Source organism: Nitrospira sp. CR1.1 (assembly GCA_014055465.1).
Classification (GTDB): domain Bacteria; phylum Nitrospirota; class Nitrospiria; order Nitrospirales; family Nitrospiraceae; genus Nitrospira_A.
The window spans coordinates 158,723-180,373 of record WIAF01000003.1 but is presented as its reverse complement, the minus strand read 5'-3'; the positions used below and the strand labels follow the sequence as shown (position 1 = coordinate 180,373).

Genomic DNA, 21,651 nt, shown 5'->3' with positions numbered 1-21,651 from the left:
TCAAGTCCGGCAGCTGCGGCTGTGCATGAATGCTCTCGGCACGTCAATCGACGGCTGCGGCCAGCTCTCTCAGCGGGTGAGACATTCTTCAGCGACAGGAGCGGCCTCCAATTCGGTTAGTGCAGCGACCTGCATGCGGGACATGGCGGACACGATCCCTTCGTAGACGGCGGCGGCGGCGACGGACCAGTTGGGATTAAACGGCTCGCCACGGAAGGCTGCTTCGGCAGCTTTCTTTTCATCGTAGGTCAGATCGCGCGGCGCGCGCGTGACGTAGTGTTGCGATTGCGCGACAGAGTGTTCGGATCGATCATCCATTCGCTGTTGTGGCATGGGGCCCTCCTGCATCAGGTGAGTGATGAGCGAACACTGCGGAATGGGAGCAATGTTGGTGCCAGGCACATTGCCCCTCATGAAGAATGTCGGCATAGACGCACGGTGACTTTAACGGTCCAGTTTTGTGCCCGTTCTCTTCAGTCTCCAAAGTGTTTTCATGTACTTACGCGCCAGCTGCGGATAGGTGGCGATGAGGCGACTGCCGTCCCCGTACTTCGATACAGTGGCGGTTATGACAGAACGCTGCGAGATTTTTGACGCATGACAGGATAGGAGGCAGGCCTGTCGCGCGATGGTATTTTCCCGCACGGCCTCACGCGATTCACAGAGGCGCAGGGCCGGAACCGTTTTTCTCCAGATTGAGTGGTGGACCCTTGCGGGCTAGGCTTCTTCCTTTTAAGTCCGGTATAATCCGCTGTTCTGTCTGCTTTCCTGGTCTGAGTCTGGTCCGGTTGGCGCGTGGTCAACTCATGGCCGGCTGGTGCGTTGTCTCCCACGGCATACGAGACCAGCACACTTCACGAGTCATGTCGCGAGAAGGAGTTTTGAATGACTGAAAAGGATGAGAAAAAGCGCGCGTTGGACCTGGCCCTGGCTCAGATTGAAAAACAGTACGGCAAGGGCGCGGTGATGAAGTTGGGGACCGATGATCGGCCGGCCGACGTTCCGGCGATTTCAAGCGGATCCCTGGGATTGGATATTGCCCTCGGCGTCGGGGGATTCCCGCGCGGACGGGTCATCGAAATTTTTGGTCCGGAATCGTCCGGTAAAACCACCCTCACGTTGCATGCGATCGCGGAAGCGCAGAAAGCGGGTGGAGTCGCTGCCTTCATTGATGCCGAACATGCGTTGGATTTGACCTATGCCAAGAAGTTGGGCGTGCACACCGACGACTTGCTCGTGTCGCAGCCGGACACCGGCGAGCAGGCGCTCGAAATTGCGGAAACCCTCGTGCGTAGCGGCGCCATTGACGTGATCGTCGTCGATTCCGTGGCGGCGTTGGTGCCGCGGGCTGAGATTGAAGGCGAGATGGGTGATGCCCATATGGGCTTGCAGGCGCGGTTGATGTCGCAGGCGTTGCGCAAACTGACGGCGGCGATCGCCAAGTCCCAGACGACGCTGATCTTTATCAACCAGATCCGCATGAAAATCGGCGTGATGTTCGGGAACCCGGAAACCACGACGGGCGGCAACGCGTTGAAGTTCTATTCGTCCGTGCGCCTCGATATTCGCCGGATCGAGTCGATCAAGGATGGGCAAGATGTGACCGGAAGCCGCGTGCGGGTCAAGGTGGTCAAGAACAAGATGGCTCCGCCGTTCAGGCAGGCGGAATTCGACATCATGTTTGCCGAGGGCATTTCGAAGTCGGGCGAGATCGTCGATATGGGTGTGGAGAAGCGCGTGGTGGAGAAGGCCGGCGCCTGGTACTCCTATAAGGGAGAACGCTTAGGCCAGGGGCGTGAAGCCGTCCGCGATTTTCTGAAGACCAATCCGGCTATTGCCAAGGAGATTGAAGGCAAGGTGCGCGAACTCGCCGGGCTGCCCTTGCGGGGGGCCGACAAGAAGGCCGACGCCAAAGAAGCCAAAGAGGAGAAACCCGAGCGCAAGGCCGAGAGTCGGCAGGACGAGAAGCGCGGCCATGCTGCGAGAGCGACGACATAGGAGCGATATGCCGGTTGGACGCGGGGGCCGGGGGCGTGCGGAGTCGCCGCCGGATTTCCTGATCATGGCAATCCGGTACCTTGCCCGCGCCGAGCGGACGGCATCTCAGGTCGCGCGGCATGTTCAGGGGAAAGGGGCGAGCCTGGCGCAGGGACAGGGCGTCGTGCGTGAGTTAGAGCGGCGGGGGTATCTCGACGATCAAGCCTATGCCACGCGTTGGGCGGAAGCCAGGCTGGCGAAACGCCCGATGGGACGTGAGCGGCTGAAGCTGGAAATGCTCAGTCGAGGCTTCGAAGACCCGGTGGTGGAGCGGGCCTTGAGGAGTGCCTACCGGTCAATTTCCGAGCAGGAATTGGCGTGCCGGGCGCTGGAGGGGCGCACCACGGGAACGCGTCCACCACAATGGGTGAGATTTTTGCGACAACGCGGGTTTGATGACGACACCATTCAGCAAGTCACGCAAGTCGACTTGGAGACGGGGTTAGACGAGTTATGAGCCAACCTGTACACGATCTGCGGCGAGCCTTCATCCGGTATTTTGAACAGCAGGGCCATCGGGCGGTTCCGAGCGCGTCCTTGATTCCGCAGGCGGATCCGACGCTGCTGTTTACCAACGCCGGCATGAATCAATTCAAACGGGTGTTCCTGGGTGAAGAAACGCGCGCCTATCAGCGGGCCGTGACCGTGCAGAAGTGTCTGCGTGCGGGCGGCAAGCACAATGACCTCGAAAATGTCGGTTATACCAGGCGTCATCATACGTTCTTTGAAATGCTCGGCAACTTCTCCTTCGGTGATTACTTCAAGGAAGACGCCATCCGCTTCGGCTGGGAGTTTCTGACCTCGGTGGTCGGGCTCTCGAAAGACCGGATGTGGATCACGATCTTTCGCGAAGACGACGAAGCCGATCGGCTGTGGCGAAAGATCGGCGTCTCCCCAAACCGCATCGTGCGTTGTGGCGAGAAGGACAACTTCTGGCAGATGGCCGATACAGGCCCCTGCGGCCCTTGCTCGGAATTGCACTTTGATCAGGGACCTGCGGTGCCTGGCGATGACACGCCGAACGGTGAAGGGGACCGGGTCATTGAGATCTGGAACCTCGTGTTCATGCAGTTCAATCGTGACAGCGCGGGAACGCTCAATCCGCTGCCGAAGCCGAGCATCGATACCGGCATGGGGTTGGAACGTCTCACCGCGGTGGCGCAGGGGAAACTCAGCAATTACGACAGCGATTTGTTTGCGCCGCTGCTGGCGGCGATTGGCCGGCGCGCCGCTGCTGAATATGGAGCGATGGAGCAGGCGGATCGTTCCATGCGCGTCATTGCCGATCACCTCAGGGCCATTACCTTCCTGATGGCTGACGGCGTGTTGCCGTCGAATGAAGGGCGGGGGTACGTGCTCCGCCGAATTCTTCGGCGCGCAGCCCGCCACGGACGCCTGCTGGGCATCACCCAACCATTCCTGTATGAGCTGACGGCGACGGTCGTGGATCACATGGGCGAGGCCTATCACGAGTTGCGGCCGGCGGCCGGTACGGTGGCCGAAGCAACGCGCGGCGAAGAAGAGCGGTTTATCGCCACCCTCGATCAGGGGTTGCCGATCCTGAACGACATGCTGTCGAAAGTGAAAACGGCGGGGCAGCAGGTGCTGCAAGGGACCGAGATTTTCAAACTGTACGACACCTACGGGTTTCCGATGGACCTCATTGCGGAAGCCAGCCGTGAGCAGGGGATTACCCTCGACGAAACCGGCTTTGACGCCGCTATCGAAGAGCAGCGGACGCGCGCCAGAAAGACGGGAGGCTTCGAGCATGAAACGGCGAGGCCAGCCCTGAGCGACGTGGCGGCGCGTGTCGGAACCACGTCATTTGTCGGCTATGACCGGCTGGATTCCGAAGGCGTGGTGCAGGCGCTCCTTCAGGGTGATCGCCTCATCAAGGAGGCCCGCGAAGGCGACGAAATCGAGATCGTGCTCGACGTCACGCCCTTTTATGCGGAAGGCGGCGGACAGGCCGGAGACCACGGTGTCTTGACCGGCACCGACGGTCGGGTGGAGATTCGTGAGACCACCAGGCCGGTGCCGACGTTGATCGTGCACAAGGGCCTGGTGACGGCGGGTTCGATTCGTGAAGGCGAACGGCTGCAGCTCTCGGTCAATGCGCGTACCAGGCAGGCTGCGGCGCGCAACCATACGGCCACGCATTTGGTGCATGCCGCGCTGCGCGATCTGCTCGGGCCGCATGTCAAACAGTACGGCTCGCTGGTGGCGCCGAATCGCCTGCGGTTCGACTTTGCCCACTTCCGGCCCATGACGTCTCGTGACATCGACGAGATCGAATCGATCGTCAATGAGCAGGTCCGCCAGGATCAACCGGTGCAAACGGATGTGATGGGGGTGCAGGATGCGGTGGCCGGCGGGGCGTTGGCGTTTTTCGGCGACAAGTATGGCGACCGGGTGCGGGTGGTGCAGATCGACACCTTCAGCAAAGAATTGTGCGGGGGCACCCATTGCCGGCGCACGGGCGAAATCGGGTTGTTCCGGATTGTGGGTGAGTCCGGAGTGGCCGCGGGGGTCCGCCGGATCGAGTGTTTGACCGGCAGTGGAGCGTTGGATTCCCTGAAGCGGCTGGAGGCGGATGTGCGTGAGCTCTCGGATCTTCTGAAGGTCGCACCGGCTGAAGTCGTGGCGCGCACCCGAAAGTTGAGCGAGCAGTTGAAAGACAAGGAGCGGGAACTGGCGGATGTGAAGCTCAAGATGGCGAGCACGTCATCGACACAGGCACAGGCTCGTGAGGTCAAGGGCGTCCACGTTCATGCGCAACGCACGGATGGCCTTGACGTGAACGGCATGCGGGCACTCGCTGATCAACTGCGCGACAAGCTCCGGAGCGGCGTCGTGGCCCTCGGCGCCGCCAACGACGGCAAGGTCTCGTTACTCGTGGTCGTGACGAAGGACTTGACGGGCCGATTGAAGGCAGGCGAATTGATCAAGGAGATGGCGATCGAAGTCGGCGGCACAGGTGGCGGTCGTCCCGAGATGGCGCAGGCCGGCGGAAAAAATCCCGACAGGCTGGATCCGGCGCTGGAAAAAATTTTTGGGTTGGTCCAAAAGGCCTTGGAAGGGTAGACTGATGAAAGGCCAACGGATTCTCGCGATCGATCACGGTTCCAAACGGATCGGGTTTGCCTTGAGCGATGAGCTCGGGTGGACGGCCCAGCCGCTGGAAACGTTTTACCGGCGCAATCCCGAGGCCGACATCCGACATATCCAGGAGTTAGTGCGCGAGCACGAGGTTGGTCAAGTGCTCGTCGGCTTGCCGCTTCGGTTGAACGGGGAAAGTGGTCCGGCAGCCAAGGTGGTCGAGGAATTTATTCACCTGCTCGAACCGGCCTTGTCGGTTCCCGTGGTGACCTGGGATGAACGGATGACGACCTGTGCGGCGGAGGATTTGTTGATCGCCGCCGACGTCGGGCGCCGGAAACGGAAAGGCATCGTCGATCGGATTGCCGCGGCGATTCTGCTTCAGAGTTACCTTGCGAGTCTGGAGAAGCCGACGTCCGGCCAGGAGCAGACCCTGAGCCACTCCCAGGACGGCGATCCCTGGTCTTTTGACGAACCACGAGAGGATGATGCAGAAGAGATTGATTGCGGGTCTGGTGCTGGCGTCGGTGATACTCCTGGCGATTTCGGGGTACCTCGCGCTGCGCTGGGCTCAAAGTCCCGTCGCCGGCGGACGTCCTAAACCCCCCTCCCAAATCGTCGTCATTCCCGACGGCAGTACCTTTCAGCAAGTCGCGGGTATTTTATCGAGCGAGCAACTGATTCGCAGTCGGCTGGCATTCCGTCTGCTTGGCAAGACCCGGGACATTGATCGGAAAATTCGCCCCGGTGAATACGAGTTGGATGGGAGCATGTCCTCGCAGGCAATCCTGTCGAAGCTGCTGGCCGGTCGAGTCGTGTTGCATCCGGTCACGATCCCCGAAGGGTACAATCTTGCGCAAATTACCGACGTGTTGGCGGTGCAGCAGGTGACCGATGCCAAAGAGTTTTCGAAACTGGTTCGCGATCGTGCCTTCATCGCGACACTTGGGATTGACGCGGACTCGCTGGAAGGGTATCTGTTTCCGGAGACCTACTCCTTTCCTCGCCAGGCCAAAGTACGCGACGTCATCAAGGCCATGGTCGACGGACTCCATCGCGCGTGGAGCGCCGACTTGCAGGAACAAGCGGGGCGCATGAAGTTATCCCTGCATCAGGTGTTGACGCTGGCCTCCGTCATCGAAAAAGAGACCGGCTCCAAGGAAGAGCGTGAACTGATCGCGGCCGTGTTCCATAACCGGTTGCGCAAGAGAATTCCGTTGCAAAGCGATCCGACGGTCATCTACGGGCTCCCGGCGTTTGACGGCAACATTCACAAACGCGATTTGTCCGTCATGAGCCCCTACAATACCTATCGCGTACAGGGACTTCCGCCGGGACCGATTGCGAGCCCCGGAGCCCACGCGCTTCGTGCGGCGCTCTTCCCTGCTCAGGCATCGTATCTCTATTTTGTGTCCCGCAACGATGGAACGCATCAGTTCTCCTCCACACTGGCTGAACACAATCAAGCCGTCGAAAAGTATCAGAAGCAGCCGTTCCGCAAGAGCGCCGGGGGGAACCTCGTCATTCACGGCTCGTGACCCGCCGGGGCCTGCATCTGCACGACGCATCGCCTCACCACACCATTCGCACCATCGAGACTTACCAGCTGAAAGGAACAGGGATATGGGACTTGTGTCGTGGAATGAGAATCTGCCGGCTGTGTTGGATCACACGGTCTTGCGCCCGGAGGCGAGCAGGGCCGACGTGTTGCGGCTCTGTGCGGAGGCGAAGGAGCAGGGGTTTGTCGTGATTTTTGTGCCACCCTGTTACGTTGATGACGCGGTGGCGGCCGTAGCCGGGACGCCGGTGCAGGTCGGGATTCCGATTGGCTTCCCTCTCGGTGGTCACTCGACCCATGCGAAGGTGACGGAGGCGATCGAGGCGGTGGCGCATGGCGCGAGGGTGCTGGACATGGTCATCAACATCAGCCGCCTGAAATCGGGCGACTATGATGTCGTGCGGCAGGATATGGCGGCCGTGGTGCGGGCGACACCAGGTGTCAACCATAAGGTCATTCTGGAAACCTGTTTGCTCACTCGCGAAGAAAAAATCACGGCCTGCCGATTGGCCGTGGAAGCGGGCATGGACTATGTGAAGACCTCGACGGGATTCAATCAGGCCGGCGCGACCGTAGAAGATGTGCGGCTGATGAAAGAGGCCGTAGCGGGGCGGGCGAAGGTGAAGGCCTCGGGCGGCATACGCGACTGGAAGGCAACGCGGGCGTTGCTGGAAGCAGGAGCAGACCGCATTGGCACCAGCGCAAGTCTGAAAATTCTAGGCGAATGGCGGGCGGAGCGGGCCGCCGCTCGATGAGCGGTGTCTGGCACCCATCACAGATCGTGCTTCGCTGTGCCGGGACGGTGAGATTGGCTTGCTCGTTTCAACGGATTTGATATAGTGCCCCGATGATGACTCGAATCGTACTGTTGGTGCTGGATGGGTTCGGCATCGGCTCCCTGCCTGACGCCGAATCGTACGGCGATGCCGGCTGCAACACGCTCCAGCGGCTGGCGGCCATTTCAAAAGGGCTGACCCTTCCGAATCTCGAACAACTCGGCCTCGGTCTTCTCGGACAGTTTCAAGGCATCCGGCCCATGACACAGCCGGAAGGCTGCTACGGCAAGCTAGGGTTTACGACCAGGGGCAAACACTCGCTGGCCGGACATTGGGAATTGGCCGGGTATGTGATCGAAGAGGGCGCGCGTCCCTATGAGGCCTTTACGAAAGAATTGGCGTCCGGCCTGGAAGTCGCATTGGGACAAAAAACGCTCGGGAACTGTCGAACCGTTCGCCTGGAGCCGATTGCGGAGTTCGGCGCGGAGCATCAAAAATCCGGTATGCCCATCGCCTGGATCGATACGGCGGGGACTGTGATGTTGGCGGCCCACGAGCAGGTCGTTCCGCCGGAGGAGTTGTATCGTCTCGCACGTGAAGCGAGACGGCGGCTCAAGGCAACCATGCCGATCGTTCGCGTGGTCGCCTATCCATTTACGGGGCAGCCTGGGCAATTTGCCGTCACCGAACGCCGCCGGGATTTTGCCGTAGAACCTCCGGGGCTGACGCTGTTGGACCATTTGAGCCAAGCCAGCCAATTGGTGTTCGGGGTCGGAAAAGTCGGCGATCTCTTTAGCGGGCGCGGCGTCACCAGGTCTGTGCCTCTGTTTCAAGCCCAGGCCGTGATGGACGAAGTCATCGGCATGTTCAGCAAGGCGCCCCGCGGGTTAATCTACGCCAGTCTTCCCATCATGAGCCCCGATCTGCAGGAGACCGTCTCGACGCTGCAACACGTCGATCGGCGGTTGCGCGACTTACAAGAGTGTCTCAAAGTTGGCGATGTGCTCATCATCACGGGTGATCACGGGTTCGACTGTGCCCGACCAACCCCCGGGCATTCACGTGAGTATGTGCCTTGTCTCGTGACCGGCCCGCGTCTCGCGCGCGGCGTCAACCTCGGCACGAGGACGACCGCTGCCGATCTCGCTCAGACGATCGGCGAAGCGTTGGGAGCCACAAGGCTTCCATGGGGTGACAGCTTCTTGGATGCCCTGCAATCCCGCTAGCGCACTCTGGCTCAGTTGGCTAGCCTGCCCGATTGCCGTGACACCTTTTTGAGCGTCAGACTCTCCTGCCCACGCCAGTAGCGGATGGCACGCGGGACTACCATTAATTGGGCTGATACGACTGGCTTAACCAAGAAAGACAAAATCTATGGTCTGCCCAGTAATTTCTGGAAGTGGTATCCCAGGGAACACAAGCGGCCTGGCGAACCAGACCTGAATCAAGATGCTGCGCGCGATTTGTAGGAGGAATGGAAACGTCATGAAAGGCCGGATCCTGAAGGACACAAGACGGAACCCGATAGAAACTCAGAGAACGAGCCGTACGGCTATTGCCATCTAAGTGATCCAGTTCCGCTTGTAGTCGTGGTACCAGCGCCTGATGACCAACTTCCAGACAATGTTTTCGGCATTGATCATCGGAACCCAAGAATCCCTAGAATTCCTGGACGTCTGATTATTCTGGCACCGCGTTTTATAATCCCGTAATTTTCGAGGAGGGTTAAATAGTTTCTATGAAGGAAACTCGAGTGTCCTTGCTCATTACCACTGCGTTGCTGAGCTTGGCAGATCTCTCAGCGAGATTGGGGTATGCGCACTCGCCCGGTTCGCAGGAAAGCGGACTGTATCGCCTGGGGGGTAAAGAGCCTTTCGATCGATCAATTTGGCGACTTGACTCGTCTGCGTCTCCATCTGCTTCCTTGGAAGAACACTGCCAAAGCATAGCCGCGCTACTTCCTCCTCGTGTGTTCGACCACACTGGTATTTTGCCTGAGGACACCAAAGTATATCTGGACATCTCCGTGTTCTTCAGTGATGCTTCGTGCACTGTGAATATTCCAGTAACATGCGTTGCCTTCGCAGCAACCTACCATGCCGAGATCGAGATCAGTTGCTACCCCAGCGACTCGACAACGGACATGTCTTAATCACTCTGACTGATTGCTCAACCAGGTGACCACTCTTGACTATGACAGCTGGAAGCGGTTGCTCAGCACCACCGATCCCCTCGGCAAGATCGAGCGCTACACCTACGACGGCAACGACAACCTGCTCACGAGAATCACACCCAAGAACGAGACCATCAGCTTCGCCTACGACGCCGTCAACCAATTGCTCAGCAAGACCCTGCCGGGCAGTCAGATCACTCAATACAACTATGATCTTGTCGGCAACTTAACCAACGTCACCGATCCGGATAGCGTCTTGGCCATGACCTACGACCTGGCGAATCGGCTGCTCAACGTCACGACCGCCGGTTCTCCTAATCAACCGACGGTCTCCCTCGGCTATGCCTATGATGCGACCGGCAGTCGCCTCACCATGGCCGACGGGATCAAGACAACCAGCTATCACTATGACGGGCTGAATCGCCTGACCGGATTGGGCGATGGCGTGACCCTGCCGCCGCCGACGGCGAACTTGGTGGCCTGGTGGAAAGGTGATGGCACGGCCGCCGATGCCCAAGGCGGCAACCCCGGGACCTTGCAGAACGGCGTGAGTTTCGCCGCCGGCATGGCCGGACAGGCGTTTCAGTTCGACGGGGTCGACGACGCGATCGGCTTCACCAGCACGGTGGGTCGATTCGGATTTCAGGCCACGGTGGATCTGTGGATCAAGACCACCTCGACGCGCCGCGAGACCATCATGAGCGATCGGCTGACCTGTACCGTCACGTCTCCGGCCAACGCGGCCTCCTGGGAGTTGCAGTTGCAACCGAACGGCACGGCCAGCTTTGCCGTGGCCGGACCGGACGCGGGAGCGGGGACGACGTTGGTGAGCGCCGGTGTGGCGACGACCCAGCGGGTCAACGATGGACAGTGGCATCGCCTCGGCCTGGTCCGCAATGGCACCGAACTCCGGCTCTACCGCGACGGCCAGATGGAAGGCTTTTGGAACTTTATTGACGGCCCTCCGGTGTTGACCAGCCTGCCGGCAGGTGGCCTGCGCATCGGCACCGGCGGCTGCGGCACCAATCCGTTCACCGGTCAGCTCGATGAGATCACGATGGCGGATCGGGCCTGGACGGTCGCCGAGCTCCAAGCGCCCCGGACGCAAGAGCAGCCCGTGGTGAGCTATGGCTACGATATACTCTCTCGGCGGACGAGTCTGACGCTGCCGAACGGGGTCCAGACGACCTATAGCTATGATCCGGCGAGTCAGGTGACGAACGTTCTGCATCAGCTCACCGCGACCAGCAACCAAATCAACAAGGCAGACTATGTCTATAACGGGGTCGGCAACCGGACGAGTCTCGCGGATCGACGTGGAACACAAACGTTCGGCTACGACCAGCTAGATCGCCTGACATCTGCGAGTCATCCTTTGCAGCTGGATCCGCAGGCGTTTGCATACGACGCAGTCGGGAACCGAACCACCGGTGGAAGTGTGGTGAACCCAGGCAATCAGTTGAGCGCGGACAGTAACTTTAGCTATCAATACGACGACAATGGGAACCTGACGAGAAAGACCCTGCTCGCCACGGGCAATTACACACAATACAGCTACGATGCGGAAAGCAGACTTATCAAGGTGGAAGACTTCGTCGCGGGCACTCCCACACCCGCGTTCACTTCAACGTATAGGTATGATGGCTTGGGTCGGCGGATCGAGAAAGTCGCCAACGGCCAAACGAAGCGGTACATCTATGATGGGGAAGATATCCTGCTCGAATACGACGGCAGCAACATATTGCAGGCGAGGTATACGCATGGGCCAACAGTCGATGAGCCTATCGCTGTCACAAAAGGAGGAAATACATTCTTCTATCATGCAGATGGCCTAGGCACCGTTACAGAATTGACTGACTCAGCAGGGACAGTGGCAAAAGCTTACGCCTATGACAGTTATGGAAATATTCTTGAGGCAACTGGCAGCCTCGACCAATCTTACGGGCATACCGGCCGAGAGTTCGATCAAGAGAGTGGACTGTACTACTACCGCGCTCGTTACTATGATCCAAGCAATGGCCGGTTCCTTCAAAAAGATCCGATTGGGCTATACGGAGGAATCAACTTGTACCGATACGTGCGCAATAACCCGCCCAATGGTACAGACTCATCTGGCCTAGCTCCTAACTCACCACCTCAGGCAGTAAATCCTTCTAATCGCAAGCCTGAATCGGTGATTGGCGGCCCCGCGGGTTCAATAATCTGCCAGGATGGAAATCCTGAAGTCTGGATAAGTGACTACTTCAAAGACGACAATTCCCAAGAATGTGGAATCACGGAGTGCATCTTCGCTCACGAAGGTTTCCATTTGCAGGATGCCCTGAGGCGGAGCCCCCTAGTGTGTAGCGGAACAAAAGGCAAACGGAACCAGAAGAATGGTGGTCAGATCTTATTCGACGAAGACATCAGAAGGCAGTCGGAAATTAGCGCGTACCTGATAGAACAAGAATGTTTGGAAAAGGAGCTTGCTGGAAGACGAGGCAATTGTCCGTGTGAGGGACTCTTGAACTTCCGAATCGATGTTATCAAAAAGGCCTTCAAGAAATTATGAAACTTGTATTGTTAATTCTGTTCAGCATTTTCTATGCGCTAGTCTCGGCGGTGCGCATCTATGCGCAAGAGCCTAGTTCCTTGGACCTATCAGCCTCCCTTTCGAAGAGAGGAAGCGGACGGTATGCGATAGAAATTCAATTGAAAAATTCATCTGATCGAACAGTGACGATACAGAACTTAGATCTTCCGTGGATCCCTCCCAACGAAATGATTTTTGTGAACAAGGTATATCGGTTGGACAAAGCACACACGCCATTGGCAAAGTTTGGACCAATGGCGGACTACATGGATGTTCCGTATACTCTCGACCCAGGTCAAGTGATCCACGGTTCAATCGATCTAAACTCAATGTTTCCCACTTTTACCGAAGAGGTAAGAAGGTTTGGAGTTACTGTGGAGTGGGCCTGCAGATCAAAAGCATTGACGTTTCAGTGTCAAGAAGGAAGTGGCAGACAATTTACCATTGCAGCAAAAAGAAAACAGAAATCGACTACCTTTCATTCCTCGACCCCTCCATCAATCAAGTGACAGCTCTGCTCCAGCATATTCTCTCAGGATGGTCAAACAGGTTGTCCAGGGCGGCCGCAACGAGCGAGTGCCCGAGGCGTACTCAGTTCGGTACGTTGAGGGTCCGAGCGATGCGAGAACAAAGCTGGCGACCTGTTTCACCATCCTGGCAGCTCACGGCGAATGCCAACTTCGCCTACCAGTACGACGACAACGGGAACCTCATCAAGAAGACCTTGCTCGCCACTGGGAACTATACCCAGTACACCTATGATGCGGAAAATCGCCTGACCCAGGTGCAGGAGTTTGCCGCAGGGAATCCGACCGCTATTACAACCAGCAGCTATCGCTACGATGGCTTGGGCCGTCGGATTGAGAAGGTCGCCAACGGCCAGACAAAACGCTACATCTACGATGGCGAAGACATTCTGCTCGAATACGACGGCAGTAACGTCCTCCAGGCAAGATACACCCACGGTCCCGGCATCGATGAGCCGATTGCGGTGACCAAAGCCGGGAGCACCTTCTACTATCATCAGGATGGTCTCGGCACGGTGACGGAGCTCACTGATAGCAACGGCAGCGTGGCCAAAGCTTATGCCTACGATGCCTACGGCACCATCCTCGAATCGCCCGGCACGGTGGAGCAGCCGTATACGTATACGGACCGAGAGTTCGATTCAGAAAGCGGGCTTCTCTACTATCGTGCGCGGTACTACGACGCCGGGACGGGGCGGTTTTTACAGAAGGATCCGATTGGCATTGTGGGTGGTGATTTGAATTTGTATCGCTACACTCAAAATGCTCCCGTTGATTATATTGATCCATCAGGTCTTACGAGACTTTGGTATGACATCAAGAATAAGAGATTACATGTTGATCCAGAGCAAGAGGGACGAAGACCATATGATTTGGCAGCCACTTCGGGAGCTGGCGGTTGCATGAATCAACCGCGATGTTCAAAGAAGAGGAACGAAGGCCCCATTCCTCCTGGCGACTACACGATTAATACAAGCGATCTCTCCAACCCAGATACCTTGGGTGATATCTTTAGGCAGTTCAATTATAAGCCATGGTTCTTTCACGATTGGGGTGATTGGCGTGTGCCAATCATGCCCGATAAAGGAACAAACACATTGCTTCGTGGTGGCTTTTTCTTGCACGGTGGAAGTCGGCCAGGTTCAGCGGGATGTATTGATGTTGGAGGGGGAATCTTTGGTAATCGTGCCACTGACACGCTACTGTTCGACCTATTGCGCGACCCAAATCACAGCATCCCCTTAACGGTATTCTAGCTATGTTCAGGCAGGCGATTTTCTTTCGAGGCCTAGTGATGATAGCAATCCTCTTAATGGTTGGGTTTGCAACGTATGTCTTCTGGAGATGGTCTTTGTCTCCTGAGGAATCTCTTCTGAAATTCTATGCTGCACAAGGGGCTGAAGACCAACTGATGGATCCTCTAATCGTGGGCGGGGCCAAAGTGGTGCCGCTCATTCTCAAAGACATTAATGACAAGAATATGCCCCTTCGTCGGTATGCCATTGGGGCCCTTGGAAACATCGGCGATGCCTCCGCGATCGCCACGCTAGAAAGCCTACTCAAAGACCAATCAGAGGTAGACTACATTCAATGCGATGCGCTTGAGGCAATCGCCTTGATCAATCCAGACCGCGGACGCGTGATTGCGACGGCCTACAGTAGGAGCTCAACTAGTTGCCTTCATGAGCTATCAGCTTACTTGCTTTCCGGGAAATTGCCGCATCGCAGGACGTATATTGAGGCACTTGGGGGATGGCATGAGTAAATATGTGATCCGGAGTCACAGGCCACCCGAATTCCCCATCTATTGACAGCGACTGCAACGCAGATCAACAAAGCGGACTACGTCTACAACCCTGTGGGCAACCGGACGAGTCTCACGGACCGTCGAGGGCCGCAGACCTTCGGGTATGACCAGTTGGACCGGCTCACCTCAGCGAGCCATCCTTTGCTGCTGGACCCGCAGGCGTTTGCATACGACGCAGTCGGGAACCGAACCACCGGTGGAAGTGTGGTGAACCCAGGCAATCAGCTGAGCGCGGACAGTAACTTTAGCTACCAATACGACGACAACGGGAATCTTACCAAGAAAACACTGCTGGCCACCGGTAACTACACGCAGTACACGTATGATGCTGAGAATCGCCTGATCCAGGTGCAGGAGTTCGCAGCGGGGAATCCCGCGGCCATTACGACCAGCAGCTATCGCTACGATGGTTTAGGGCACAGAATCGAAAAGGTCGCTAACGGCCAGACGAAGCGGTATATCTATGACGGCGAAGACATCTTGCTCGAGTACGATGGAAGCAACGTGTTGCAGGCGAGATACACACATGGACCTGGGATTGATGAGCCGCTGAGCCGCACGCCGGTCACACCGGGGGTGGGCAGCGGTCACACAGCCGTACTGGCCTCCACGCCGGATGGGCTTCGAGGCCCAGTGGTAGATGATGGCATCAGTGTGAACGGCCAGGTCTCGGTGGGCTTTACGCTGGCGAGCGGGGTACCGACGCCAGCGGTGGGCCAGCCGATCGATTCAACCGGGTCGCACCAGCCGATCGCGCCGATCGACGTCACGGCCGCCGGCACCATCATCACCAATTATGCCATGCACGCATTCGAGCGCCGCTGCTTGACAAGGCAGTACAACTCAGCGGGTGCTCGCGATGTGCGAGCCCAGCAGCGCTTGAGCGGTCCCTCCGAAGATTGCCGCAACATCATCGGGGGGCAATCCAGCATGTTCAACGTGGGTCGCGACGGCGCGAAATTCCTCGTGGAGCCAATACGGATAATCGGTGCCGAGGACGATCCGGTCGGCGCCGAAAGTGTCGCACGCGCAACGCAATGCCGGCGGATGAGCGTTGGCTGTGTCATACCAGAGACGGCGGGCCAAGACACTGGGCGCTTCAAGTCCCTTCGGCATAAACCAGGAAGCAGAGTGGTCTAAGCGTCGCATGAGAAACGGCAGCGTGCCACCCATATGCGAGGCAATGATGCGTATGCGTGGATATCGCGTGATGACGCCTGCTTTCATGAGTTGCAGCAGGCACATCGTATCTTCGAATGGCGCCGCGATGGGCCAGGTAAGGTTATGCGCGGCAAGGATAGGAGAGCCGCAGGCAAGTCCCGCGGCATGGATGAAGAGGAGCGCTTGGCGTCGATCCAATTCGGCAAACAGCGGTTCAAATGCCGGGTCAGCTATGGTTGTGTCGAGCACCCAGGTAGACACCGTGATTCCCACCATGCCAAGTTCATCACACGCCCGCGTGACTTCGGTGAGCGAAGCATTGATATGGGGCAGTGGAAGGCATCCGAACGCCAAGAAGCGCCTCGGGTGCTGCCGAACCAAATCGGCGTACAGGTCGTTCGCAACCCGTGCCGCTTCCAGGGCACTCTGCTCATCCCGGAAGTACGGCGACTGCGGGGAAACCGACAGGACCTGCAGATCGACACCGGCGTCATCCATCATCCCGAAACGTGCCTCGAGATCGGCCGGCTCCTTGCCTGCCAGGAAATTCCGAGCGATCGCCGTGCCGACCTGGGATCCGCCCAGGCGATCCAGCAAATCGAGATACCGCACAGGAAAATAGTGGGCATGCATGTCGATCCGCATATCCGGCTCCTTCCTCCATTCGGCCTGAACGGCCTGTCATTGCTTCAGATGCGGCTTGCTTCGAGAGCCGACTCCATAGGCCTTGGCTGTCGGACCTTTACGTCAGTTCCTCCGGCACGGCAAACGCCAGAATGTGGTGCCGCTTCCCGGAGAAGATAAACTCTCCCACCAGATCCATGCCGAGCCCAACCACGTGGGCACGGAGCGAATGCGGATTATCATAGGCGACGAAGGCCACGCCGACGTTGTACCGCCTGGCCACTTCGCTCTTCAACGTTGTGTAGAGTCCGCGCAGGAGTCCGCAGCCGCGATACGGGCGATCGATGCAGACAGGCCCATAGATAAACAGGCGAGAGGAGGCGAGAGGCCGGCCACCATAGTCGATCCCGTCAAGCTGTTGCATCATAGCAGCGAGCAGAGGGAATGGCCGGTTGAATTCGCATGAAGAGGCGCACAGGTAGCCGGCCAGACGGGCGCCATCACTCGCCACGACGATTCCCACATTGTCCGCCATCTCCTCGAGTTGCTCGCGGGTAAACTCGACCGACAAAAACCCGTCCTGCCGCTCTGCATCGTTCAGATTGCCACCGAAATTCGCCGCCTGAACCGTGAGTATGGCAGGGACGTCCTCCAACACAGCTCGTCTGAATGTCATGCTCATTTTTTCTAGCGTCACGCTGGACTGCGCAGGCGCTTCCCTTTCCTCCGCCACGGAGGCGATTGGCGCAAAAACACAATGGCGGGAAACGAGGCAAGCCTGGTCGGCTGAACAGGTTCAGCGAGCGCCGACTTACGATTCGTTCCCTGCCGGAAACACCGCCTCGCACCGCGCGGCTCGTCCGCTCATCCACCCAGGCTTCCTCCTGGAGGCGAACGCTGCCGGCAGACGCAGGGGCAATTCCATTCTTAGCTGGAGATTTCGATGTCCAGCCTGGGCATCGAAATCTCCCATGGACATGAGGTTCTGTTGGCCTCCGGTCTAAAAAGCGGTCTGCGCATTGGCCCCAGAATCAACGATCGTCGCACTGTCCCTGCAAGGCTTGGCGTTTTGTGGGCTGACGGTCCCTGCTTCGGTCGCAACGTCACCCGGCCTTAAACGACCACATGCGCTGGTAACGTCGAATCGTCGAAAGAAATGGCATGAACGTCAGTAACGCGTAGAAGGCCATTCAGGCATTCCCGCCCCAGCCCGCCTTATTCGTGACGGTTCGTCGTGAATAAGGCGAGTGCCGCAGAAGTGCTCATGAATAAGATGGGCTAGGGCAACGAGTCCCCATCGGTTTCAGCGTAAACAGCTCTGAAGCTTCTCCACGCTGTGGAAACATCTAGCAGGCTGCGGAAAAACTCATTTTTTGCACGCTACGCCGCGATCAGCTCACGTGGCGTGTTGGTATCAGGATAGTAGGCAGGATGCGCAACAAGGCCATCCAGCAAGGCCGCAGCGAGTGAAGCGGCGAATCGTACTCTTGTCGTACGTTGAGCCGCTGAATGATGCGAGAACGCCGCTGGTGGACTTTTTCCGCATCCTGCTAGAGGGACAGATCAGATACGCTCAGAGCATGACTGGTTATTTGGCGCGCTTCCAAGCTATTTCCTTGCCCTTTTTGCCCTTCCCCATCTTTAGCGTCAGCGTGTCCTCGCCAACCTCAACCGTCGCGTCGACCCACTTGCGCTTCGCGATCATCTGCAACTTGGCCGTTCCCTTCCCTTCCTTTCCGTCAAAATCCTTGATAATCGTTTCACCAGTCGTGTTGCCTCGCCCTTTGACCTCTTTTCCTTTTGTAATCTTACATTCGGTCTCAGAACATTCTACTTCCGCTCCGTTACTCGTAATCCACTTCCCGGAAAGACTCGCAGCATGAGAAGTATTCACGTCTACCAAAAGACTCGCAGCTAGAATTGCCAACGCACATACCAGGTGTTTCATCCACGCACTCCTTTCTCCGTTCGTGTAGAACATGTCCCATCTTTTCCTGCTTGTTCGATGAAGTTCGCTCAAGGTACTCTTCGATGAACGAATGAGTCAATATTCGTCTTCCTTGAAGTTCAGCAGCGAGGAACTCACGCATCTGAGGGGGGAGCTGGTGCGCGTGACTCAGGGGCGGGGTTTTTTACGACGTGCGGCGGCGGCGTGTGCGCGGATGACACGGGACTAATCTCGCAGTGGGCCGGTGTGATCCGGCTGAGGACTAACGGGGTGGTTTAGGCAGACGCCGGGAGCGTTGCGCATGGAGGGCAAATTCCAGCGCGGCTTCGAGTCGAATCACACGGGCGGTCAGGTCTTCAATATGCGACTGCTGCTTGGCGACTGTGGTGTTGAGTTGCTCCACCTTGTCGTTCAGCTTGATGGTGTTGGCGAAGGCATCCCACACGCGCTCGGTGAGTCCCATCGTCACCCCTTCTTGCGGGTCTTGGAGAGGGCGAGCATGCGCGCTTCCGACTCCGCCACAAGGGCGAGGGTTTTGTCGATGGCGCGAATGGTTTTTTTCGTCTCCCGGATGACTTGCTTGGCCATGTGATCCAAGAGCGCCGGATTATCGGCTGGAACGTACCGCTCGCCTCCTTCGCGAAGCAGTTCTGCCATGGTGAGATTGGCGGCTTTCGCCTTTTGCGCCAGCCGGCGTTTTTGGCCGGGGCTCATAAGGATGGGGACTTGGACCATCGTGGACGGCATGGTAGCCTCCCTCAGCTTGGATATATAGGCAATATATAGCATAGGATCAGATTTGCTGTCGATGTGCCCCATGTCTTCGCTCGTTCTTTTGATGCATGCCGGATCGGCTCATCTTGCCCAGTGGCCTCTGGATGGCGTATACGTACAGCTCATTGTCCGAGATTTGATATAGGCTTGGAAATTAAGACGGCCGACTCTCGCCTGCGTGACTGTCGGTGGAGTGTGTGAACAAGAAAGGCTCTAACCGTGTCGATTGACGAGAAACTCAACAGTCTCGGTCTCACCCTCCCGGCTCCGCCGAAGCCGGTCGCGAGTTACGTTCCGTCGGTGCTGGTTGGTGATCTGCTGTATCTAAGCGGCATCTTGCCGTTTCGCGACGGGCAGGTGGCGATTACGGGCAAGCTAGGGCAAGACGTGACGGTGGAACGAGGCGCCGAAGCGGCAAGGCTGGCGCTCCTCAATGCCTTGGCGGTCGTGAAGCAGGAACTCGGGTCGTTGGATCGTGTGCAGCGTATTGTGCGAGTCGTGGGGCATGTCGCGTCGGCCGAGGGATTTGTGCAGCAGCCTGCCGTGATCAATGGCGCGTCAGATCTGCTGGTGCAGATTTTCGGAGAGGCGGGGCGCCATGCGCGAGTGGCACTGGGCGCGGCCGAATTACCGCTGCATGCCGCTATCGAACTGGAATTATTGGTGCACGTGCGAGCCTGATTCACCTGTTGATCTGTTGCCTTCCTACAGCCGTCGCTTGCCTTGACTTCAAAAAAATCCGCTTGTTATAGTCCGGAAGTCCCTTGGTTTGATGCCACACCCCCCATCCGGCTTCGTTGCCTCAGTGGCGTGGGGTTTTTGTGCCACGTGCGGGGCGTTTTATCTGGCGTACCATCATTCATCCTCGCCCGCCTGCTCGACAGGCTTATTCAGAGGGCATCGGTAGGGAGTGACTCCCATGAACTATATAATTTGTGCCATTGTCAGCTTGGCCTTCTTGGCGAATTCCGTCGATTCCATGGCCGCCAAGGCTGAACCACCGGCTCTGCATCCCAATGCCGCGGTGCCTGGCGCCACGGTGTCGATCACGGGCAAAGGGTTCGGTCCGTTCAAATCGACCCGATTCAATCAGGTGACGTTTCAGGGCGTGCCTGCGCTGATTCAGCGGTGGGATTCGGATCTGATCGAGGTGCGTGTACCGTCACAGGCTGCCAATGGACCGGTCGATGTCATCATCGGAAAAAAGCACGTGAAGGCCGGCTCTTTCACACGGCTGCAACCCGTCATTCAATCAGTCTCGCCGGCTGAAGCCGAGCCAGGCTCGATTCTGGAGATTATCGGAGAACATTTCGGCAACACCGCCGGCCCTCGCGATCCGAACACGATTTTTGGCGTCAATAGTGTGGCTGTGGGCGATGTGACAGTGCGCGTCCGCAAGTGGCGTAATGAGAAGATTGAAGTGGAACTGCCGGGCAATGTGCAGTCGGGAGATGTGGTGATTCGCATGGCGTCTTCTGATCCATTGCCGGACGGGTCGTGCTGCGCTCCGGTCAAACAGGTGGTGAGCAATTCGATGCCGCTGAAGATGCTGGCGTTGGTGCGGGTCGATCCCACCAGTGGACCGGTCGGAACAAAAGTGGTGATCTTCGGCAAGGGGTTCGGGACGACCAGAAATCCTGAGGATGGCGTGCTCTTTGGCGGCCATCTGGCGACGGTGTCGCAGTGGACGGATACAACCGTCGTCGTGCATGTGCCGCTCGATGCCCAAACCGGCCCGGTTGTGATGAAACGCAATGGGCAGGAACGGGACGTCGGGACGTACACCGTGCAGACACCGAAGGCCACGGCGCTGACTCCGACTGAAGCGCCTATTGGCACGTTGTTGAAAATTACGGGAGAGAATTTCGGGTTTTATTCGGAGGCCGGGTCTACGCCCTTTAACTATATCGACTTTTCGTTGAGCGAAAACACCGTCGAGATCGGCGGCGTGCAGGCGATCGTCTATCGATGGGGTCATGACCGCATTGATGTGTGGGTGCCCTTCAGCGCAAAGAGTGGCCAGGTGGTGGTGAAACGCGCCGCCAACAGGCCGAAGTCGGACGGCACCTGCTGTGCTGATAAACAGGTGCTGGAGACACAAGTCGGCAATTTTACGCTTGTCACGCCAAAGATTGATTCGTATAGCCCGAACACGGGGGGGCTCGATGAACTGGTGACCATCAAGGGGAGCGGGTTCGGCAAGTTTTTGAAGACCGCAGAGCCGAGCAAGGTCATTACGGACAGCGTGTATGCCCGAGTGGCTCCGGAGTTAGGCGAAAATGTGTCGCGTACCGAAGTCCTATTCAACGGGGTCGGAGCGATTGTCCAATCCTGGACGGACACAGAAATCAAGGTCCGCATTCCGCATCGTCATTCGTATGGAGTTGGAAAACTCGGCGAATTCAATCCGGACCTGACTTCGGGGCCGCTGGTGGTGCGGCGCGGGTCTTGGGATTTGCTGCCGGATGGATCCTGTTGTACGCCAAAAAAATGGCTGACGTTGGAGGCCGGTACCTTTACGATTCAACCGTCGGGACTCCCTGATGCCAGTTTTTGGCGAAATCCCAACCCTAACAACTCTCATTTTCATTGAGG

General features: G+C 57.8%; 19 protein-coding genes. 13 read left to right on the top strand and 6 right to left on the bottom strand.

Annotation, left to right across the window (positions count from 1 at the left end):
- Window positions 1–69: 69 nt before the first annotated feature.
- Window positions 70–333: a hypothetical protein gene (locus GDA65_07590; GenBank protein MBA5862555.1), complete on the bottom strand. Its 264-nt coding sequence runs from the start codon at window positions 331–333 to the stop codon at window positions 70–72.
- Between the two features lie 552 nt (window positions 334–885).
- Here GDA65_07590 and recA point away from each other — a divergent pair.
- The 11 genes from recA (at window position 886) to GDA65_07535 (ending at window position 15,689) form a co-directional block, all read left to right on the top strand.
- A complete protein-coding gene (gene recA / locus GDA65_07585) occupies window positions 886–1,998 on the top strand; it encodes a recombinase RecA (protein ID MBA5862554.1) in 1,113 nt (370 codons plus the stop codon).
- Window positions 1,976–2,494 (top strand): hypothetical protein, encoded by a 519-nt coding sequence (locus tag GDA65_07580; GenBank protein ID MBA5862553.1) that lies wholly within the window; start codon window positions 1,976–1,978, stop codon window positions 2,492–2,494. The genes recA and GDA65_07580 overlap by 23 nt, the downstream gene beginning before the upstream one ends.
- A complete protein-coding gene (gene alaS, locus GDA65_07575; protein MBA5862552.1) occupies window positions 2,491–5,121 on the top strand; it encodes an alanine--tRNA ligase in 2,631 nt (876 codons plus the stop codon). The genes GDA65_07580 and alaS overlap by 4 nt, the downstream gene beginning before the upstream one ends.
- A 4-nt stretch (window positions 5,122–5,125) precedes the next feature.
- Window positions 5,126–5,737 (top strand): Holliday junction resolvase RuvX, encoded by a 612-nt coding sequence (gene ruvX / locus GDA65_07570; protein MBA5862551.1) that lies wholly within the window; start codon window positions 5,126–5,128, stop codon window positions 5,735–5,737.
- Complete coding sequence (mltG, locus tag GDA65_07565; protein ID MBA5862550.1) at window positions 5,622–6,674, top strand: endolytic transglycosylase MltG; 1,053 nt, start codon at window positions 5,622–5,624, stop codon at window positions 6,672–6,674. Before ruvX ends, mltG begins: the two co-directional genes overlap by 116 nt.
- Before the next feature lie 85 nt (window positions 6,675–6,759).
- Window positions 6,760–7,449, top strand: a complete 690-nt coding sequence (gene deoC / locus GDA65_07560; protein ID MBA5862549.1) for a deoxyribose-phosphate aldolase — start codon at window positions 6,760–6,762, stop codon at window positions 7,447–7,449.
- Between the two features lie 92 nt (window positions 7,450–7,541).
- Window positions 7,542–8,696, top strand: a complete 1,155-nt coding sequence (locus GDA65_07555; protein MBA5862548.1) for a phosphopentomutase — start codon at window positions 7,542–7,544, stop codon at window positions 8,694–8,696.
- A gap of 939 nt (window positions 8,697–9,635) precedes the next feature.
- Window positions 9,636–12,194, top strand: coding sequence for a hypothetical protein (locus GDA65_07550; protein MBA5862547.1), 2,559 nt, complete (start codon window positions 9,636–9,638; stop codon window positions 12,192–12,194).
- 640 nt (window positions 12,195–12,834) lie between these two features.
- Window positions 12,835–13,998 carry a DUF2778 domain-containing protein gene (locus GDA65_07545; GenBank protein MBA5862546.1) on the top strand — a complete coding sequence of 388 codons (1,164 nt, stop codon included), beginning with the start codon at window positions 12,835–12,837 and terminating at the stop codon, window positions 13,996–13,998.
- Between the two features lie 2 nt (window positions 13,999–14,000).
- On the top strand, window positions 14,001–14,507 hold the full coding sequence (locus GDA65_07540) for a hypothetical protein (GenBank protein MBA5862545.1): 507 nt from the start codon (window positions 14,001–14,003) through the stop codon (window positions 14,505–14,507).
- Window positions 14,508–14,549: 42 nt separating this feature from the next.
- A complete protein-coding gene (locus tag GDA65_07535) occupies window positions 14,550–15,689 on the top strand; it encodes a hypothetical protein (protein MBA5862544.1) in 1,140 nt (379 codons plus the stop codon).
- Here GDA65_07535 and GDA65_07530 read toward each other — a convergent pair.
- The 5 genes from GDA65_07530 to GDA65_07510 form a co-directional block, all read right to left on the bottom strand.
- Entirely contained in the window at window positions 15,393–16,355 is a 963-nt protein-coding gene (locus tag GDA65_07530; GenBank protein ID MBA5862543.1) for an amidohydrolase family protein, read from the bottom strand. The two genes, GDA65_07535 and GDA65_07530, sit on opposite strands and share 297 nt — an antisense overlap.
- Window positions 16,356–16,452: 97 nt before the next feature.
- On the bottom strand, window positions 16,453–17,010 hold the full coding sequence (locus GDA65_07525; GenBank protein ID MBA5862542.1) for an N-acetyltransferase: 558 nt from the start codon (window positions 17,008–17,010) through the stop codon (window positions 16,453–16,455).
- Between the two features lie 912 nt (window positions 17,011–17,922).
- Window positions 17,923–18,282 carry a hypothetical protein gene (locus GDA65_07520; GenBank protein MBA5862541.1) on the bottom strand — a complete coding sequence of 120 codons (360 nt, stop codon included), beginning with the start codon at window positions 18,280–18,282 and terminating at the stop codon, window positions 17,923–17,925.
- A 262-nt stretch (window positions 18,283–18,544) separates the two neighbouring features.
- Complete coding sequence (locus tag GDA65_07515; protein ID MBA5862540.1) at window positions 18,545–18,745, bottom strand: hypothetical protein; 201 nt, start codon at window positions 18,743–18,745, stop codon at window positions 18,545–18,547.
- 2 nt (window positions 18,746–18,747) lie between these two features.
- Window positions 18,748–19,029, bottom strand: a complete 282-nt coding sequence (locus tag GDA65_07510) for a hypothetical protein (GenBank protein ID MBA5862539.1) — start codon at window positions 19,027–19,029, stop codon at window positions 18,748–18,750.
- Window positions 19,030–19,275: 246 nt separating this feature from the next.
- Between GDA65_07510 and GDA65_07505 the strand changes: the two genes are divergently transcribed.
- Together GDA65_07505 and GDA65_07500 are read left to right on the top strand one after the other, a co-directional pair.
- A complete protein-coding gene (locus GDA65_07505) occupies window positions 19,276–19,737 on the top strand; it encodes a RidA family protein (GenBank protein ID MBA5862538.1) in 462 nt (153 codons plus the stop codon).
- 238 nt (window positions 19,738–19,975) lie between these two features.
- On the top strand, window positions 19,976–21,649 hold the full coding sequence (locus GDA65_07500) for a hypothetical protein (GenBank protein MBA5862537.1): 1,674 nt from the start codon (window positions 19,976–19,978) through the stop codon (window positions 21,647–21,649).
- Window positions 21,650–21,651 lie beyond the last annotated feature (2 nt).

What these genes read in the sequence shown, in the direction of transcription:
- GDA65_07540 (MBA5862545.1), top strand. Translation starts at nt 14,001, where the DNA reads ATGTTCAGGCAGGCGATTTTCTTTCGAGGCCTAGTGATGATAGCAATC.
- recA (MBA5862554.1), top strand. Translation starts at nt 886, where the DNA reads ATGACTGAAAAGGATGAGAAAAAGCGCGCGTTGGACCTGGCCCTGGCT.
- alaS (MBA5862552.1), top strand. Translation starts at nt 2,491, where the DNA reads ATGAGCCAACCTGTACACGATCTGCGGCGAGCCTTCATCCGGTATTTT.
- GDA65_07500 (MBA5862537.1), top strand. Translation starts at nt 19,976, where the DNA reads ATGAACTATATAATTTGTGCCATTGTCAGCTTGGCCTTCTTGGCGAAT.
- GDA65_07510 (MBA5862539.1), bottom strand. Translation starts at nt 19,029, where the DNA reads ATGCCGTCCACGATGGTCCAAGTCCCCATCCTTATGAGCCCCGGCCAA.
- mltG (MBA5862550.1), top strand. Translation starts at nt 5,622, where the DNA reads ATGATGCAGAAGAGATTGATTGCGGGTCTGGTGCTGGCGTCGGTGATA.
- ruvX (MBA5862551.1), top strand. Translation starts at nt 5,126, where the DNA reads ATGAAAGGCCAACGGATTCTCGCGATCGATCACGGTTCCAAACGGATC.
- GDA65_07515 (MBA5862540.1), bottom strand. Translation starts at nt 18,745, where the DNA reads ATGGGACTCACCGAGCGCGTGTGGGATGCCTTCGCCAACACCATCAAG.
- deoC (MBA5862549.1), top strand. Translation starts at nt 6,760, where the DNA reads ATGGGACTTGTGTCGTGGAATGAGAATCTGCCGGCTGTGTTGGATCAC.
- GDA65_07580 (MBA5862553.1), top strand. Translation starts at nt 1,976, where the DNA reads ATGCTGCGAGAGCGACGACATAGGAGCGATATGCCGGTTGGACGCGGG.
- GDA65_07545 (MBA5862546.1), top strand. Translation starts at nt 12,835, where the DNA reads ATGCGAGAACAAAGCTGGCGACCTGTTTCACCATCCTGGCAGCTCACG.
- GDA65_07590 (MBA5862555.1), bottom strand. Translation starts at nt 333, where the DNA reads ATGCCACAACAGCGAATGGATGATCGATCCGAACACTCTGTCGCGCAA.
- GDA65_07520 (MBA5862541.1), bottom strand. Translation starts at nt 18,282, where the DNA reads ATGAAACACCTGGTATGTGCGTTGGCAATTCTAGCTGCGAGTCTTTTG.
- GDA65_07555 (MBA5862548.1), top strand. Translation starts at nt 7,542, where the DNA reads ATGATGACTCGAATCGTACTGTTGGTGCTGGATGGGTTCGGCATCGGC.
- GDA65_07530 (MBA5862543.1), bottom strand. Translation starts at nt 16,355, where the DNA reads ATGCGGATCGACATGCATGCCCACTATTTTCCTGTGCGGTATCTCGAT.
- GDA65_07525 (MBA5862542.1), bottom strand. Translation starts at nt 17,010, where the DNA reads ATGACATTCAGACGAGCTGTGTTGGAGGACGTCCCTGCCATACTCACG.